Annotated in this window: 15 protein-coding genes, 2 pseudogenes and 1 riboswitch; of the genes and pseudogenes, 8 read left to right on the forward strand and 9 right to left on the reverse strand. The window is 70.8% G+C overall.

What is annotated here, in order from left to right; genetic code table 11:
* Positions 1 to 56: 56 nt before the first annotated feature.
* From metF to ACVW19_RS08255, 5 genes are all read right to left on the reverse strand, one after another.
* On the reverse strand, positions 57 to 980 hold the full coding sequence (gene metF / locus ACVW19_RS08235) for a methylenetetrahydrofolate reductase [NAD(P)H] (protein ID WP_457457972.1): 924 nt from the start codon (positions 978 to 980) through the stop codon (positions 57 to 59).
* A 106-nt stretch (positions 981 to 1,086) separates the two neighbouring features.
* A complete protein-coding gene (gene thiE, locus ACVW19_RS08240; protein ID WP_457457974.1) occupies positions 1,087 to 1,761 on the reverse strand; it encodes a thiamine phosphate synthase in 675 nt (224 codons plus the stop codon).
* 221 nt (positions 1,762 to 1,982) lie between these two features.
* Positions 1,983 to 2,348 carry an Rv2175c family DNA-binding protein gene (locus ACVW19_RS08245; RefSeq protein ID WP_109377886.1) on the reverse strand — a complete coding sequence of 122 codons (366 nt, stop codon included), beginning with the start codon at positions 2,346 to 2,348 and terminating at the stop codon, positions 1,983 to 1,985.
* A gap of 116 nt (positions 2,349 to 2,464) precedes the next feature.
* Positions 2,465 to 3,706, reverse strand: a complete 1,242-nt coding sequence (locus ACVW19_RS08250) for an NAD(P)/FAD-dependent oxidoreductase (protein WP_457457976.1) — start codon at positions 3,704 to 3,706, stop codon at positions 2,465 to 2,467.
* Positions 3,703 to 4,089 carry a hypothetical protein gene (locus tag ACVW19_RS08255; protein ID WP_457457977.1) on the reverse strand — a complete coding sequence of 129 codons (387 nt, stop codon included), beginning with the start codon at positions 4,087 to 4,089 and terminating at the stop codon, positions 3,703 to 3,705. Before ACVW19_RS08255 ends, ACVW19_RS08250 begins: the two co-directional genes overlap by 4 nt.
* Before the next feature lie 49 nt (positions 4,090 to 4,138).
* A riboswitch (TPP riboswitch) is annotated at positions 4,139 to 4,250 on the forward strand.
* Between ACVW19_RS08255 and thiO the strand changes: the two genes are divergently transcribed.
* Positions 4,248 to 5,432, forward strand: coding sequence for a glycine oxidase ThiO (gene thiO, locus ACVW19_RS08260; protein ID WP_457457979.1), 1,185 nt, complete (start codon positions 4,248 to 4,250; stop codon positions 5,430 to 5,432). Its footprint overlaps the riboswitch before it by 3 nt.
* 30 nt (positions 5,433 to 5,462) lie before the next feature.
* Here thiO and ACVW19_RS08265 read toward each other — a convergent pair.
* A pseudogene (locus ACVW19_RS08265) lies at positions 5,463 to 6,428 on the reverse strand (RNA-guided endonuclease InsQ/TnpB family protein); the annotation flags it as partial.
* Positions 6,429 to 6,508: 80 nt separating this feature from the next.
* Here ACVW19_RS08265 and ACVW19_RS08270 point away from each other — a divergent pair.
* Both ACVW19_RS08270 and ACVW19_RS08275 read left to right on the forward strand, forming a co-directional pair.
* Entirely contained in the window at positions 6,509 to 7,021 is a 513-nt protein-coding gene (locus ACVW19_RS08270; RefSeq protein WP_457457981.1) for a DinB family protein, read from the forward strand.
* A gap of 82 nt (positions 7,022 to 7,103) precedes the next feature.
* Complete coding sequence (locus ACVW19_RS08275) at positions 7,104 to 8,237, forward strand: IS630 family transposase (protein ID WP_457457982.1); 1,134 nt, start codon at positions 7,104 to 7,106, stop codon at positions 8,235 to 8,237.
* Between the two features lie 10 nt (positions 8,238 to 8,247).
* On the opposite strand, the pseudogene ACVW19_RS08280 reads toward ACVW19_RS08275, so the two are convergent.
* A pseudogene (locus tag ACVW19_RS08280) lies at positions 8,248 to 8,466 on the reverse strand (helix-turn-helix domain-containing protein); the annotation flags it as partial.
* A 147-nt stretch (positions 8,467 to 8,613) separates the two neighbouring features.
* On the opposite strand from ACVW19_RS08280, the gene thiS reads away from it, so the two are divergent.
* From thiS to ACVW19_RS08300, 4 genes are all read left to right on the forward strand, one after another.
* Positions 8,614 to 8,844: a sulfur carrier protein ThiS gene (gene thiS, locus ACVW19_RS08285; protein ID WP_457457984.1), complete on the forward strand. Its 231-nt coding sequence runs from the start codon at positions 8,614 to 8,616 to the stop codon at positions 8,842 to 8,844.
* Between the two features lie 2 nt (positions 8,845 to 8,846).
* Positions 8,847 to 9,641: a thiazole synthase gene (locus ACVW19_RS08290; protein ID WP_279336513.1), complete on the forward strand. Its 795-nt coding sequence runs from the start codon at positions 8,847 to 8,849 to the stop codon at positions 9,639 to 9,641.
* Between the two features lie 300 nt (positions 9,642 to 9,941).
* Positions 9,942 to 11,870 carry a Stk1 family PASTA domain-containing Ser/Thr kinase gene (pknB, locus tag ACVW19_RS08295; RefSeq protein WP_457457986.1) on the forward strand — a complete coding sequence of 643 codons (1,929 nt, stop codon included), beginning with the start codon at positions 9,942 to 9,944 and terminating at the stop codon, positions 11,868 to 11,870.
* Positions 11,871 to 11,918: 48 nt separating this feature from the next.
* Positions 11,919 to 12,803 carry a deoxyribonuclease IV gene (locus ACVW19_RS08300; RefSeq protein ID WP_457457988.1) on the forward strand — a complete coding sequence of 295 codons (885 nt, stop codon included), beginning with the start codon at positions 11,919 to 11,921 and terminating at the stop codon, positions 12,801 to 12,803.
* Between the two features lie 36 nt (positions 12,804 to 12,839).
* On the opposite strand, the gene ACVW19_RS08305 is transcribed toward ACVW19_RS08300, so the two are convergent.
* Positions 12,840 to 13,487 carry a sulfite oxidase-like oxidoreductase gene (locus ACVW19_RS08305; protein ID WP_457457990.1) on the reverse strand — a complete coding sequence of 216 codons (648 nt, stop codon included), beginning with the start codon at positions 13,485 to 13,487 and terminating at the stop codon, positions 12,840 to 12,842.
* A gap of 184 nt (positions 13,488 to 13,671) precedes the next feature.
* On the opposite strand from ACVW19_RS08305, the gene bfr reads away from it, so the two are divergent.
* Positions 13,672 to 14,190, forward strand: coding sequence for a bacterioferritin (gene bfr, locus ACVW19_RS08310; RefSeq protein WP_457457992.1), 519 nt, complete (start codon positions 13,672 to 13,674; stop codon positions 14,188 to 14,190).
* An 11-nt stretch (positions 14,191 to 14,201) separates the two neighbouring features.
* On the opposite strand, the gene ACVW19_RS08315 is transcribed toward bfr, so the two are convergent.
* On the reverse strand, positions 14,202 to 14,429 hold the full coding sequence (locus ACVW19_RS08315; RefSeq protein ID WP_457457994.1) for a (2Fe-2S)-binding protein: 228 nt from the start codon (positions 14,427 to 14,429) through the stop codon (positions 14,202 to 14,204).
* Positions 14,430 to 14,583 lie beyond the last annotated feature (154 nt).

Consider the following 14,583-nt stretch of genomic DNA (forward strand, 5'->3'; position numbering starts at 1 on the left):
GTACGCCCCTCTCCCAGCGGCCGCTACGCAGTGTGTCGTACACCGGTGCGACCGGTCTAGGCCCGCAGCGGGTGGTGCAGGCCCAGGTTCTCGTAGATTTCCAGCGTCGCCGTGGAGTTGTTGAGCGTGATGAAGTGCAGTCCGGGCACTCCCTCGGCCAGCAGCCGCGCGCAGAACTCCGTGGCGAAGTCGATGCCAATGGAGCGTACCGCCGCCGGATCGTCCGCCGCTGTGAGGATCCGCTCTTTCAGGGCATCCGGGAACGACGCGTTACTGAGCTGCGGCAACCTCTCCAGCATCTTCACACTGGTCACCGGCATGACCTCGGGAATCACCGGCGTCTCACAACCCGCCGCGTCGACTCGGTCACGCAGGCGCAGGTACGACTCGGGGTGGAAGAACATCTGGGTGATCGCGTAGTCGGCGCCCGCCCGGCACTTGTCGACGAAGTGCGCGACGTCCGTGTCCCACTCGGCCGACCTCGGGTGCATCTCCGGGAAGGCGGCGACACCGACGCAGAAGTCACCCGACTCCTTGATGAGCCGGACGAGTTCGGCGGCGTAGGTCAGCCCCTGCGGGTGCGGGATCCAGTCGGCCATCGGGTCGCCGGGCGGGTCGCCCCGCACGGCGAGCATGTTGCGGATCCCGGCGTCGGCGTACTGGCCGATGATGTTGCGCAGTTCGGCGACGGAGTGGTTGACCGCGGTGAGGTGGGCGACGGGGGTGAGGGTGGTGTCCGCGACGATCTGCTCGGTCTCGTGGACCGTGCCCGCGCGGGTGGATCCCCCGGCACCGTAGGTGACGGAGACGAAGTCCGGGGCGACCGCCTCGACCCTGCGCAGCGCGCTCCAGAGGTTCCGCTGACCCTTGGGAGTCTTCGGCGCCGAGAACTCGAACGAGTACGTCGTCTTTCCGGCGGCGAGCATGTCGCGCACGGTGCGTGCGCGGTCAGTCCTGGTCGATGCGGTTCCGAGGGCCATACCGGCAGGTTAGCCAGGGGGCGGCGGTCACCCAACCGAATGGGGGTTATTTGCCCGGTTGGCCGCTTTCTTGTCCACCCTTTGGACAAACCTGAGACGAACTCGGTCACCGGGTGCCGGGCGCCGCGCGCAGCCGCTTCGCGAACTCGGACGCCGCCGCGCCCGGGTCGTCCGCCTCGGTGACGGCCCGTACGACGACGACCCGGCGGGCGCCGGCCTCCAGCACCTCGTCGAGGTTGCCGAGGTCGATGCCGCCGATGGCGAACCAGGGGCGGTCGGTGCCGAGGGCGGCGGTGTACCGGACCAGGTCGAGGCCGGGGGCGTGGCGGCCGGGCTTGGTGGGGGTGGGCCAGCAGGGGCCGGTGCAGAAGTAGTCCACGCCCTCCTGCACGGCCGCGGCGGCTGCCTCGGGCTCGGCGTGCGTGGAGCGGCCGATCAGGACGTCCTCGCCCAGGACGGCTCGGGCCGCGGGGACGGGAAGGTCTCCCTGGCCGAGGTGCAGTACGTCGGCGCGGGCGGCGTGGGCGACGTCCGCGCGGTCGTTCACCGCGAGCAGCTTGCCGTGCCGGGCGCAGGCGTCCGCGAGGACCGCCAGGTGCTCCAGCTCCTCGCCGGCCTCCATGCCCTTGTCCCTCAGCTGCACGATGTCGACGCCACCGGCCAGGACCGCGTCCAGGAACTCCGCGAGATCACCCTGCCGCTTGCGGGCGTCGGTGCAGAGGTAGACCAGGGCGTCGGAGAGCCGGGCGCGCGCGGTAGTACCTGCGGTGGTGACTGGCATGCGGGTGTCCCCCCGTGTGTCGGTGGCGGCCGGACCGGGGCGCCCCGGGGCCGGGTGGAGCACGGCCCACGGCGGACTACGGCACGGGGTGCCGGACGGTCGCGGGCCCGGGCCCGGCGCCCTGGGACAGCGGCGCCGGGCGGCGGTTCACAGCCGGATGCGGGTCCCCGTCCCGATGCGGGTACGGGCCGGGGCCCGGGCCCGGGTGTGTCGTCGCGGGCTCAGACGGCGAGCGCCTGGGCGCGGCGCTTCACCTCCGTGCCGCGGTTCTCGCTCAGCGCCTGCGCGGGCGTGCCCGGCAGGCTCTCGTCGGGGGTGAAGAGCCATTCCAGCATCTCTTCGTCCGTGAAACCGTCGTCCCGCAGGAGCGTCAGGGTGCCGGAGAGGCCCTTGACGACCTTGTCCTCGTCGATGAAGGCGGCGGGGACGTGCAGTGCGCGGTTCTCACCTCGGCGTACGGCGATGAGCTGGCCCTCCTTGACCAGCTGCCGGACGCGCGTCACCTCGACACCGAGCATCTCGGCGATGTCGGGCAGGGTGAGCCAGGCGGGGACGAGAGCATCGATCTTTGCGTCAATCTCGGTCACGGGACAAGCGTGCCATCTGGCACTGACAGTCGGAAGCCGAGCCCCTCCGCCCGGGGTCCGTCCGGCGGATCACCGTGCACGGACGTGTCGGCCGGACGGACTCCAGGGGCCGGGGTTCACCCCTTCGCCGACTTCAGTGGCCTCGCCGGGTCGGCCAGCAGCTCCGCGTCCATCACCGTGCCCGCCTCGATCAGGCGGCGCCCCTGGGCCAGGTCGCGGGGGCGGCCCACCGCGAGCAGCGCCACCAGCCGGGACGCGCGGAGCCAGCAGACCGTCCAGGCAGGCCCGTCGGCGTCCCCGCGCCACACCGTCCGGTCGGCGTCCGCGTGATGCCCGGCGTACTGGACGAAGCGGCCGAACTGCTCGGACCAGAAGTAGGGCACCGGGTCGTACACCGCCGGAGGTTCGCCGGTGGCCGCCCCGAGGATGTTCGCCGCGACCGTGCGCGGGCCCTGCAGGGCGTTGTCCCAGTGGTGCACCAGCAGGCGTTCGCCGTACCGCCCCGAGGGGAAGGACGCGCAGTCGCCGACCGCGTACACGTCCGGCACGGAGGTCATCAGGTGCGGGTCGGCGATCACGTCACCGCGCTCGCCGAGCTCGACCCCGGAATCGTCCAGCCAGGCGGTGGCGGGGCGGGCCCCGACCCCGACGACGACGGCGCCCGCGGACAGTCGCGAGCCGTCGTCCAGCACCACCGCTCCGGGCTCGACGCGCTCCACGCGCGCGTGGGTGCGCAGCACCACCCCCGCGTCGCCGTACCAGGCGGTCATCGGGGCGGTCACCTCGGCGGGCAGCGCCTCGGCCAGCGGCCGGTCGGCCGCCTCCACGACGGTGACCGCGCAGCCCGCCTCGCGCGCAGCCGTGGCGAACTCCGCGCCGATCCAGCCGGCGCCGACGACCACGATGTCCTGGCGGCCCGCGAGCACCGGCCGCAGCCGTTCGACGTCGTCCAGGGTGCGCAGCAGATGGACGCCCGGGACCCCGTCCGCGCCCGGCAGCCGGACCGGTTCGGCACCGGTCGCGACGACCAGGACGTCGTAGGGGACCGGACCGGCCTCCGTGTCCAGTTCGTGGTCGGCGGGACGCAGCCCGAGCACCTCGCAGCCGAGCCGCAGTTCGATGCCGAGCGCCTCGAAGTCGACGTCGAAGGCGGAGCCCTCCGCCTTGCCGAGCAGCACCGCCTTGGACAGGGGAGGCCGGTCGTACGGCTGGTGGGGTTCGGCGCCGATCATCGTCACGGTGCCGGTGAATCCCTGCTCCCGGAGGGCGACGGCGGTCTGCACACCGGCCATTCCGGCCCCCGTCACCACCACGCGCCGCGGCTCGGACGGTCCCCGTTCCTGCGTCTGCTCGCTCACCTGATCACCATAGACACCTGACCATCGGTCAGTCGGTCTCCGGCTCTCGTGAGCTGCTCCACGACGCTGGTCCCGCTGCCCGGCTGCGACTCCCACTCCCAGGTCTCCTCCAGCCGCACCCGCCCGTCGGGCAGCTCCACGACCGTCGACACGCAGTGTCCCGAGGACGTGGTGCCGTCCTGCTTGAGCTGCACGTACCGGAAGTCCAGCCGGTCCCCCTCCCGGGTGCCCACCAGGTACCCGCGGACGACGTCACCACCCGCGTACTCGGCCCAGATCCCGCCGTCCCGCTCGTGGTACGTGAACCGGGTGCGGGTGCCGACCTGGCCCGGCGCCTGGTCGGCGACGGGGGCGAGGACGAGACCGTCGAGCGAACCGGCCATGCGAAGGCTCCCTACACGTTCGTTGATCCGGAGGCTAGGGTGGCCAACGTAAGACACTCGCGGGAGCCCGGACGCACCGGGCTGAGAGGGAGGCTGGCGGCCTCCGACCGTATGAACCTGATCCGGGTCATGCCGGCGAAGGGAGGGGCTGGACGCCCATGCCGCCCACACACACCTCGCAGCGCTCCCCCGACGTCCTCGTCGTCGGGGGCGGCGTCATCGGTCTGGTCACGGCCTGGCGGTCCGCGCAGCGCGGGCTGGCCACGACCGTGCTGGACCCCGAGCCGGGCGGCGGCGCCGCCCAGGTGGCCGCCGGGATGCTGGCCGCCGTCACGGAACTGCACTACGGCGAGCAGACCCTGCTCGGCCTGAACCTCGCCTCCGCGCTCCGCTACCCCGACTTCGCGGCCGAGCTCACCGAGGCCACCGGTCACGACCTCGGCTACCGCCGGTGCGGCACCCTCGCGGTCGCGCTGGACGCCGACGACCGCACCCATCTGCGCGAACTGCACGTCCTGCAACAGCAGTCGGGGCTCGACGCGCAGTGGCTGTCGGGGCGGGAGTGCCGGCGCCTGGAGCCGATGCTCGCACCCGGTGTGCGCGGCGGGCTGCGGGTGGACGGCGACCACCAGATCGACCCCCGGCGGCTGGCGGCGGCGCTGGTGACCGCCTGCGAGCGGGCGGGCGTGGTCCTGCACCGCGCGTGGGCCGACCGGCTCACCGTCTCCGGGGAGCGGGCCACGGGCGTGGTCACCGCCGACGGCGCCGAGCTGACCGCCGGACAGGTGGTGCTGGCCGGAGGCAGCCTCAGCGGGCGGCTCGCGGGCGTCCCCGCGGACCTGCTGCCTCCCGTGCGTCCCGTGAAGGGGCAGGTGCTCCGGTTGGCGATGCCCGACCGGTTCGGTCCGTTCCTGAGCCGGACGGTGCGTGCGGTGGTGCGGGGCAGCCAGGTGTATCTGGTGCCGCGCGAGAGCGGGGAGCTGGTGATCGGGGCGACCAGCGAGGAGCAGGGCTGGGACACCACCGTCACCGCGGGCGGGGTGTACGAGCTGCTGCGCGACGCCCACGAACTGGTTCCCGGCATCACCGAGCTGCCGCTCACCGAGACCCGGGCCGGACTGCGCCCCGGCACCCCCGACAACGCGCCCCTGCTCGGCCCGTCCGGGCTCGAGGGGCTGGTCCTGGCGACCGGGCACCACCGCAACGGTGTGCTGCTCACTCCGGTCACCGGCGACGCCCTGGCGGAGTTCCTGGCCACCGGTGAACTCCCGGCACAGGCCCGTCCCTTCACCCCCCGGCGGTTCGCCGCGACCGCCGCCGCACTCACGGAGCAGCCCGTTTGACTTCCTCCCCCTCCCGAAGGAGGGGGAGTCCTACGGCTCGCGCCGTGGGGTTTCCTGCTTCACTGCCGACCGCCCGCCCGGAGTTCTCCGTTGAGGTCTTACACCGGCTCCACAGGCCGACACCGCCAGTCCGACGGCCAGCAGGTTCTGCGCCGCGTTCACGTCCCGGTCATGGACCGTGCCGCAGCTCTCACACGTCCAGGCGCGGACGCCGAGCGGCATCCTCTTTGCGAGGGTGCCGCAGGCGGAGCACAGCCGGGAGGAGGGGAAGAAGCGGTCGACCGCGATCACTTCCCGCCCGTACCAGGCGGCCTTGCACTCCGGCAGGCTCCGGAACTGCGACCACGCGGCATCACTGATGGCGCGGGCCAGGCTCCGGTTCTTGACCATGGTGCGCACGGCCAGGTCCTCGATCACGAGCGTTTGGTTCTCACGCACGAGTCGGGTGGTCAGCTGGTGCAGCACGTCCCGCCTGCGGTCGGCGATGCGGGCGACCCTGCGCCGGGCCTTGGCCCGGTTGGCCGAGCCCTGCGTCTTGCGCGACAGCTCCCGCTGGGCCCGGGCCAGACGGGCGCGGTCGCGGCGCTGGTGCCGGGGATTGGTGACCTTCGCCCCGGTGGAGAGGGTCAGCAGGTGGGTGAGGCCCGCGTCGATCCCGACCGCCGTACCGGTGGCGGGCAGCGGCCGCACGGCGGGGTCCTCGCACAGCAGGGACACGAACCAGCGGCCGGCCGCGTCCTGCGAGACGGTCACCGTGGACGGCTGCGCGCCCTTTGGCAGCGGCCGGGACCAGACGATGTCCAGCGGCTCGCCCATCTTGGCCAGGGTCAGCTTCCCGTGTCGGTAGCGGAACCCGCTGGTGGTGCACTCGGCGGACTTTTTCGACTTCTTCGACTTGAAGCGCGGATACTTCGCCCGCTTGCCGAAGAAGCCGGTGAACGCCGCCTGCAGGTGGCGCAGGCACTGCTGGAGCGGGACCGAGGAGACCTCGTTGAGCTAGTGCCGCATCAGGCAACGTTCGCCCTGTTGTGAGGTCCCGCCTGTCAACCTCTTCGGCCCCTGGTGATAATCGACCGATGAGCGCCATCGAACGTCCCATGCCGCCCCTGAACGTCGACGAACGCGCCACGCTCGAAAGCTGGCTTGACTTTCACCGCACCACCCTCGCCATGAAGTGCGAAGGTCTGGACAATGGGCAGGCCACCGTCGCGTCCGTGCCGCCGTCCGGCTTTACTCTGACAGGCCTCGTCCAGCACATGGCGGAGGTGGAGCGGAACTGGTTCCGCCGAGTGTTCGCCGGAGAACAGGCCCCGCCCATCTACAACCCGCAGGCCGACCCGTCCGCCCCTGACGGCGGCTTCGACCTGGCCGAGGGCGCCACCCTGCGTGACGCCCTCACCACCTGGCAGGAGGAGATCGCCCACGCCCGCAAGCACTGCGCCGACCGTGCCCTGACCGACACGGGTCGCTTCATGGACCAGGACGTCAGCCTCCGCTGGATCTACGTCCACATGATCGAGGAATACGCCCGCCACAACGGCCACGCCGACCTGCTCCGGGAACGCATCGATGGCAGCACCGGTGTATGACGCCAGATCAGGGAGCATTCGCCTGTCGTGACGTGCCGTCCAGAAGCTGTGCTGGACGGCACGTCACCGGCATCCTGTCGGGGTGGCTGAACGAGTACATGTACGCGAGATCGACGATGACGAGGGCCGACGGCTGCTGCGGATCATCCGCCGTGGCACGGGGTCGGTGGTGACCTGGCGGCGGGCCCAGATGGTGCTGCTGTCCGCGCAGGGCATGCCGGTGGCGAAGATCGCCGAGGTGTCGTTCACCAGCGATGACCGGGTCCGGGACGTGATCCACAACTTCAACGCCGACGGCTTCGAGTCGCTGTATCCGAAGTACAAGGGCGGCCGCCCCAAGACGTTCACGCTGCCCGAGCGGCGCGAGATCAAGAAGATCGCGAAGTCGAAGCCGACCGAGCACGACCTACCGTTCTCCACCTGGAGCCTGACAAAGCTGGCGGACTTCCTGGTTGCCGAGGGGGTGGTCGACGACATCAGCCACGAGGGCCTGCGCATCCTGCTCCGCGAGGAAGGCGTCTCGTTTCAACGCCTGAAGACCTGGAAGACCTCCCGCGATCCGGACTACGCGGCCAAGAAGGCACGCGTCGAACACCTCTACGCGATCGCCGACGGCGAGGTCATACCCGAGGACGGCGAGCCTGAAGTCATTTTCTGCCTCGATGAGTTCGGACCGCTCAACCTGATGCCCCACCCGGGCCGGCAATGGGCCGAGCGCGGCGGCAGGCACAAAGACCCCGCCCGTGAACCACGCCGCAGGCGGCGGGCGACCTACAACCGCTACGGCGGAGTGCGGCACCTGTTCGCCGCCCTGGACCTGTCCAGGGACAAGCTCTACGGCCACATCAAACCGGTCAAGAAGCGGACGCAGTTCCTGGAGTTCTGCCGCTACCTGCGCAGCCTCCACCCTCCGACGGTGCGGATCGCGATCGTCTGCGACAACTTTTCCCCGCATCTGACCACGAAGAGGTGCCAGCGGGTCGGCACCTGGGCGGCTGCGAACAACGTCGAGATCGCCTACACCCCGACCAACTCCTCCTGGCTCAACCGCATCGAGGCCCAGTTCACGGCCCTGCGCTACTTCACCCTCGACGGCACCGACCACGCCGACCACAAGGAACAGGGCAGCATGATCCGCCGCTACATCATCTGGCGAAACCGCCACGCCGACGACCAGCGCCTACGCGTCGTCGTCGACAGGGCGAACGTTGCTTGATGCGGCACTAGGCGAGTTCCTCGGTCTTCTTCCAGGTTGTCAGCAGCGCCGACGTCTGGTTGCAGTTGACCCGTTCCTGGCGTGCCCAGGCCTCGGTGTGGGCCGCGAGGGCCAGGTCGTAGACCTTCCGCACGCAGCCGAACGTGCGCGACAGCTCGGCCGCCTGCGCGTCGGTCGGGTAAAAGCGGTACTTGAACGCCCGCTTCACGCACGCCGTGGTCACGCTCACAAACTAGTGCGACTGCCTGTGAGCATCAAATCTGCCGGTCAGGGCATAGTTCTCCGCCTTGACGGCGGAAAACCGCTCGATGTCCCGATCCGCGGGGGTTTCGTTTCTCCCCTGCCTGAAGGCGGGGGTCTCCACGAAAGGACTCAGATGAACACTCCTGCGCATACCCCGGTCACGGTCCCGGTCACGCTCAACGGGGAGCCGCGCGAGGTGGCTCCCGGTACGGCGCTCGACGCGCTGGTCGGCACGCTCACCGAGGCGCACTCCGGGGTGGCCGCCGCCCTCAACGAAACGGTCGTCCCGCGCGCGCAGTGGCCGCTCACGCCCCTCGCCGAGGGGGACCGGGTGGAAGTCCTGACCGCCGTGCAGGGAGGCTGATCATGGCCGACGATCCGTTCGTCCTCGGCGGTACGTCCTTCACGTCCCGTCTGATCATGGGCACCGGCGGGGCGCCCAGCCTCGAGGTGCTGGAGCGGGCGCTGGTGGCGTCCGGGACCGAGCTGACGACCGTCGCGATGCGGCGGGTGAACCCCTCGGTGCACGGCTCGGTGCTCTCGGTACTGGACAGGCTGGGCATCCGGGTGCTGCCGAACACGGCGGGCTGTTTCACCGCGGGGGAGGCGGTGCTCACCGCCCGTCTCGCGCGGGAGGCACTCGGCACCGACCTGGTCAAGCTGGAGGTCATCGCCGACGAGCGCACCCTGTTGCCGGACCCCGTCGAACTGCTGGAGGCGGCCGAGACCCTGGTCGACGACGGGTTCACGGTGCTGCCGTACACCAACGACGATCCGGTGCTGGCGCGGAAGCTGGAGGACGTCGGCTGTGCGGCGGTCATGCCGCTCGGGTCGCCGATCGGGTCGGGGCTCGGCATCCGCAACCCGCACAACTTCGAGCTGATCACGCAGCACGCGCGCGTGCCGGTGATCCTGGACGCGGGTGCCGGTACGGCGTCGGACGCGGCGCTGGCGATGGAGCTGGGGTGCGCGGGGGTGATGCTCGCCTCGGCGGTGACGCGGGCGCAGGAGCCGGTGCTGATGGCCGCCGCCATGCGGAGCGCGGTCGAGGCGGGGCGGCTGGCGCGGCGGGCGGGGCGGATTCCGCGGCGGCACTTCGCCGAGGCGTCCTCTCCCGCGGAGGGGCTGGCCGTGCTGGATCCGGAGCGGCCGGCGTTCTGAGGGTGTTCTCCCACCCGCGCACCACCCGTTTCCAGTCGGCCGAGAGGCGGAGGCTCCCCGCGGGGGCCGAGCACCACCGGCGACCGCGGCTGCTGCCGACGGCGGCAACCGCAGGCACCGAGCCCCAGCGGCGGCCGCAGGACCGAATCGCACCGACGGCCGCGGGAGCCGGTGAGACCGGCGGGCGTAGGGGGTTCCTTCGTGGGGTGCGTCACAGGCCGGCTGCAGTCGTGCCCCGATCCGGGACCGTTCCGGATCGATCCGGTCGGCGCCGTCGGCGGCTCCTCGTAGACTCCCAGCGTGGACACGACCCTTCAGGACCCTCTGGTCGGGCAGCTGCTCGACGGCCGGTACCGCGTCGAGGCGCGTATCGCGGTCGGCGGGATGGCCACGGTCTACCGGGCCGTGGACACCCGTCTGGACCGTGTGCTCGCGCTCAAGGTGATGCACCCTGCGCTCGCCGCCGACGGCTCCTTCGTCGAGCGGTTCATCCGCGAGGCGAAGTCGGTCGCCCGGCTGGCCCATCCGAACGTGGTGCAGGTCTTCGACCAGGGCACCGACGGCGCGTACGTCTACCTGGCGATGGAGTACATCGCCGGCTGCACCCTGCGTGACGTGCTGCGCGAGCGCGGTGCGCTGCAGCCGCGGGCCGCGCTGGACATCCTGGAGCCGATGCTGGCCGCGCTCGGCGCCGCGCACCGGGCCGGGTTCGTGCACCGGGACATGAAGCCGGAGAACGTGCTGATAGGGGACGACGGCCGGGTCAAGGTCGCCGACTTCGGGCTGGTCCGGGCCGTGGACACGGTGACGAACACCACCGGCACCGTGCTGGGTACGGTCTCGTACCTGGCGCCGGAGCAGATCGAGAGCGGCAGCGCCGACCCCCGCGTGGACGTGTACGCGTGCGGCATCCTGCTGTACGAGATGCTGACCGGTGAGAAGCCGCACGACGGCGACTCCCCCGCGATCGTGCTCTACAAGCATCTGCACGACGACGTGCCGCCGCCGTCGGCCGCCGTTCCCGGTATGGCGTACGCGCTGGACGAGCTGGTCGCCTCGGCGACCGCGCGCAACCCGGAGGTCCGCCCGTACGACGCGGTGGCACTCCTCGCGCAGGTCCGCGAGGCGCGCGGCGGACTCGACGACGAGCAGCTGGACGCTATGCCGCCGCAGGCGCTGACCTCGGAGGACCAGTCCGTCCGGGGCGCCGAGAACCGTACGAGCGTCATCCCGCGCGCGCTCACGGTGCCCCGCCCGCTGCCCGTCGACGAGGACCGCCACACCAGCCGGCTCCAGTCCCCGGCGCCGCCGCCCCGGCGCGGTGTGTCGCTGCGTGGTCCGCTGCTGCGGCGCGGCCCGATGGCGATCGTCGTCGCCGTGCTGCTGGTGCTGGGCGCCGGGGCAGGCGTGTGGTACATCAACTCCGGCCAGTTCACCAAGGTCCCGCCGCTGCTGGCGAAGACCGAGAAGGAGGCCCGGGAGCGGCTGGCGGACGCCGGGCTGGGTGTCGGCCAGGTCGAGGAGGCGTACAGCGACACCGTGGAGCGGGGCACGGTGATCAGCACGGATCCCAAGGCGGGTGCCCGTATCCGGGGCACCGACTCGGTCTCGCTCACCCTCTCCAAGGGGCCGCAGACCGTGCGGGTTCCCGATGTCGACGGCTACCGGCTGGACAAGGCGCGGTCCGTGCTGAAGGACGCGGGCCTGGAACCGGGCATGGTCACCCGGGAGTTCAGTGAGGACGTGTCCAAGGGCTTCGTGGTCTCCACCGGGCCGGGCAAGGGCACGAAGGTCCGTGCGGGCTCGGCGGTGGCGCTCACCGTGAGCAAGGGCAGCCCGGTGGACATCCCCGAGGTGGTCGGCCAGGACCTGGACGACGCGCGCGCCGAGCTGGAGGAGGCCGGTCTGAAGGTGAGCATCGCCGCCGAGCGGGTCACCTCCGAGCACGACGCGGGCCGGGTGGCCCGGCAGAGCCCGGAGGCCGGCCGTGAGGCCGCCGAGGGGGACAGCGTGACGCTGACGCTGTCCAAGGGGCCCGAGATGGTCCCGGTCCCGGACGTGGTCGGCGACAGTGTGGACGAGGCCACCGGGAAGTTGGAGGGTGCCGGGTTCCGGGTCAAGGAGGACCGCGGGCTGCTCGGTCTGTTCGGCGACACCGTCAAGGCCCAGTCCGTGTCCGGCGGGGACACCGCGCCCAAGGGCTCGACGATCACCCTCAAGATCCGCTGACGGAGGGCTCAGGGGCTTCGGCGACCCGGGGCATGACACCCTGGAAGGGTGAAGAGTCACCTGTCCGGCCCTGCCCGCAACCCGGTCGGCGGCCATGTCCCCGTGGCCGGCGGTCTGCATTCCGTCGGTCTGTCCTATGCCCGTGAGCTGAGCGCGGAGGCCGTGCAGGTCTTCGTCGCCAACCCGCGCGGCTGGGCGACGCCGACCGGCAACCCGAAGCAGGACGCGGCGTTCCGCGAGGCGTGTGCGGCCGAGTCGATCCCGGCGTACGTGCACGCTCCGTATCTGATCAACTTCGGGTCCCACACCGAGGCGACCGCCGAACGGTCCGCCGAGTCGCTGCGCCACTCGCTGCGGCGCGGGCGCGAGATCGGGGCGCTGGGTGTGGTGGTGCACACCGGAAGCGCGACCGGCGGACGGGAGCGGTCGGTGGCGCTGAGGCAGGTACGGGAGTACCTGCTGCCGCTGCTCGACGAGCTCACCCATGACGACGACCCGTTCCTGCTGCTGGAGTCGACGGCCGGCCAGGGCGCCTCCCTGTGCTCGCTGATCCGGGACTTCGGTCCGTACTTCGAGGTGCTGGACGCCCATCCGAAGCTGGGCGTCTGCCTGGACACCTGCCATGTCTTCGCGGCCGGCCACGACCTGACCGGGCCGAGCGGGATGCGCCGGACGCTGGATCTGCTGGTGGAAACGGTCGGCGAGGGTCGGCTGAAGCTCATCCACGCCAACGACTCCATGGATGTGGTCGGCGCACACAAGGACCGTCACGCGAACATCGGCGCAGGCCACATAGGCGAGGAACCGTTCCGCGCGCTGATGACGCATCCGGCGACCGAGGGAGTGCCCCTGATCATCGAGACCCCCGGCGGCAAGGAGGGTCATGCTGCGGACGTGGAACGCCTGAAGAAACTCCGGGATCAGGGCCTCTGATCCGCAGATCAGGGGCCTGCGGGCCGCCCGGCCCGGTCAGAGTTCGGGGCCGTCCCCGGGTTCCTCCTGGTAGGAGTAGCGCTGTTCCCTCCAGGGGTCGCCGACGTTGTGGTAGCCGCGCTCCTCCCAGAAGCCGCGGCGGTCGGCGGTCATGTACTCCACGCCGCGGACCCACTTCGGCCCCTTCCAGGCGTAGAGGTGGGGGACGATCAGACGGAGCGGGAACCCGTGCTCGGCGGTCAGCAGTTCGCCGTCCTTGTGCGTGGCGAAGAGCGCCTGCTCGGACGAGAAGTCCGCCAGCCGCAGGTTGGAGCTGTATCCGTACTCGGCCCACACCATCACATGGGTGACGTCGGGCGCGGGCGGGGCGATTTCCAGGAGGGTACGGGCCGGAATCCCGCCCCATTCGGCGCCGAGCATGCTGAACTTCGTGACACAGTGCAGGTCGGCCACGACACTGTGGTACGGCAGGGACGTGAACTCCTCGTGGTTCCAGCAGTGCTTGTCGCCGTCGGCGGTGGCGCCGAACACCCTGAACTCCCAGCGCTCGGGCCGGAACCTGGGGACGGGCCCGTAGTGCGTGACCGGCCAGCCCTTCTGCAGCCGCTGCCCCGGCGGAAGCTCGAACCGCGCCGCTCCCTCTGCTGTGCGCTCCCCCGATTCGCGTTCCGCCGGCTGACCCATGCTTCCATCCTGACAGACCCGGTACGACGCATCGGACCGGGGCTCCATGAAGTCGGACAATATCTGTCAAATAGCAGCAAGCACTCCCTTACTTAGTAAGTATGGGCTTACTGGACGATCTTCTCGGCCGGTGGAATCATGCGGCGCATCTGGCCCGTTCATTCGCATGGAAGGAGCCGCTGCGATGCAGGGCGATCCCGAGGTCATCGAATTCCTCAACGAGCAGCTGACCGCCGAGCTGACCGCGATCAACCAGTACTTCCTGCACTCGAAGCTGCAGGACCACAAAGGATGGTCCAAACTCGCCGAGTACACGCGCGCCGAGTCCTTCGACGAGATGCGGCACGCGGAGGTCCTCACCGACCGCATCCTGCTGCTCGACGGCCTGCCCAACTACCAGCGGCTCTTCCACGTCCAGGTCGGGCAGACGGTGACGGAGATGTTCCAGGCCGACCGGAAGATCGAGGTCGAGGCCATCGACCGCCTGCGCCGCGGCGTGGAGGTCATGCGCAACAAGAACGACATCACGTCCGCCAACATCTTCGAGGCGATCCTCGCCGACGAGGAGCACCACATCGACTACCTGGACACCCAGCTGGAGCTCATCGAGAAGCTGGGGGAGGCGCTGTATCTGTCGACGGTGATCGAGCAGTCGCAGCCGGACTCCTCGGGCCCGGGGACGAGCGGATTCTCGACCCACTAGGACGACAGGGCTTACGCGGCTTCGGGGAGCTCCGTCGTGAGGGGCGGCCGGTCCTGGCCGGTCGGCTGCCGACCGGGGCAGGCACCACGCCCGAGCAGCGCCTGGATGCGTCGCACGCAGCCACCGCAGTCAGTGCCCGCCTTGCAGGCGGAGGCGATCTGCCGGGGAGTGCAGGCCCCGGCGGCCGCGTGGCTCCTCACCTGCTCCTCGGTCACTCCGAAGCAGCTGCAGACGAACACGCGGTCCACCTCCCGAGGTAGTGCTGGGTCGTGCCGTCCCGACCCCTGATCGGTGAGGCTAACCTAACCTTACCTGCCGTCCGGAGGGCAGAAAAGTGGGGTGGGGCCCGATCCTGTGTGATCCGTGCCCCACCCCTCGCCGTTTCGGCAGGTG

Source organism: Streptomyces sp. TE5632, from assembly GCF_054061295.1.

What these genes read in the sequence shown, in the direction of transcription:
- ACVW19_RS08270 (WP_457457981.1), top strand. Translation starts at nt 6,509, where the DNA reads ATGAGCGCCATCGAACGTCCCATGCCGCCCCTGAACGTCGACGAACGC.
- thiO (WP_457457979.1), top strand. Translation starts at nt 4,248, where the DNA reads ATGCCGCCCACACACACCTCGCAGCGCTCCCCCGACGTCCTCGTCGTC.
- bfr (WP_457457992.1), top strand. Translation starts at nt 13,672, where the DNA reads ATGCAGGGCGATCCCGAGGTCATCGAATTCCTCAACGAGCAGCTGACC.
- ACVW19_RS08290 (WP_279336513.1), top strand. Translation starts at nt 8,847, where the DNA reads ATGGCCGACGATCCGTTCGTCCTCGGCGGTACGTCCTTCACGTCCCGT.
- ACVW19_RS08305 (WP_457457990.1), bottom strand. Translation starts at nt 13,487, where the DNA reads ATGGGTCAGCCGGCGGAACGCGAATCGGGGGAGCGCACAGCAGAGGGA.
- metF (WP_457457972.1), bottom strand. Translation starts at nt 980, where the DNA reads ATGGCCCTCGGAACCGCATCGACCAGGACTGACCGCGCACGCACCGTG.
- thiS (WP_457457984.1), top strand. Translation starts at nt 8,614, where the DNA reads ATGAACACTCCTGCGCATACCCCGGTCACGGTCCCGGTCACGCTCAAC.
- thiE (WP_457457974.1), bottom strand. Translation starts at nt 1,761, where the DNA reads ATGCCAGTCACCACCGCAGGTACTACCGCGCGCGCCCGGCTCTCCGAC.
- ACVW19_RS08255 (WP_457457977.1), bottom strand. Translation starts at nt 4,089, where the DNA reads ATGGCCGGTTCGCTCGACGGTCTCGTCCTCGCCCCCGTCGCCGACCAG.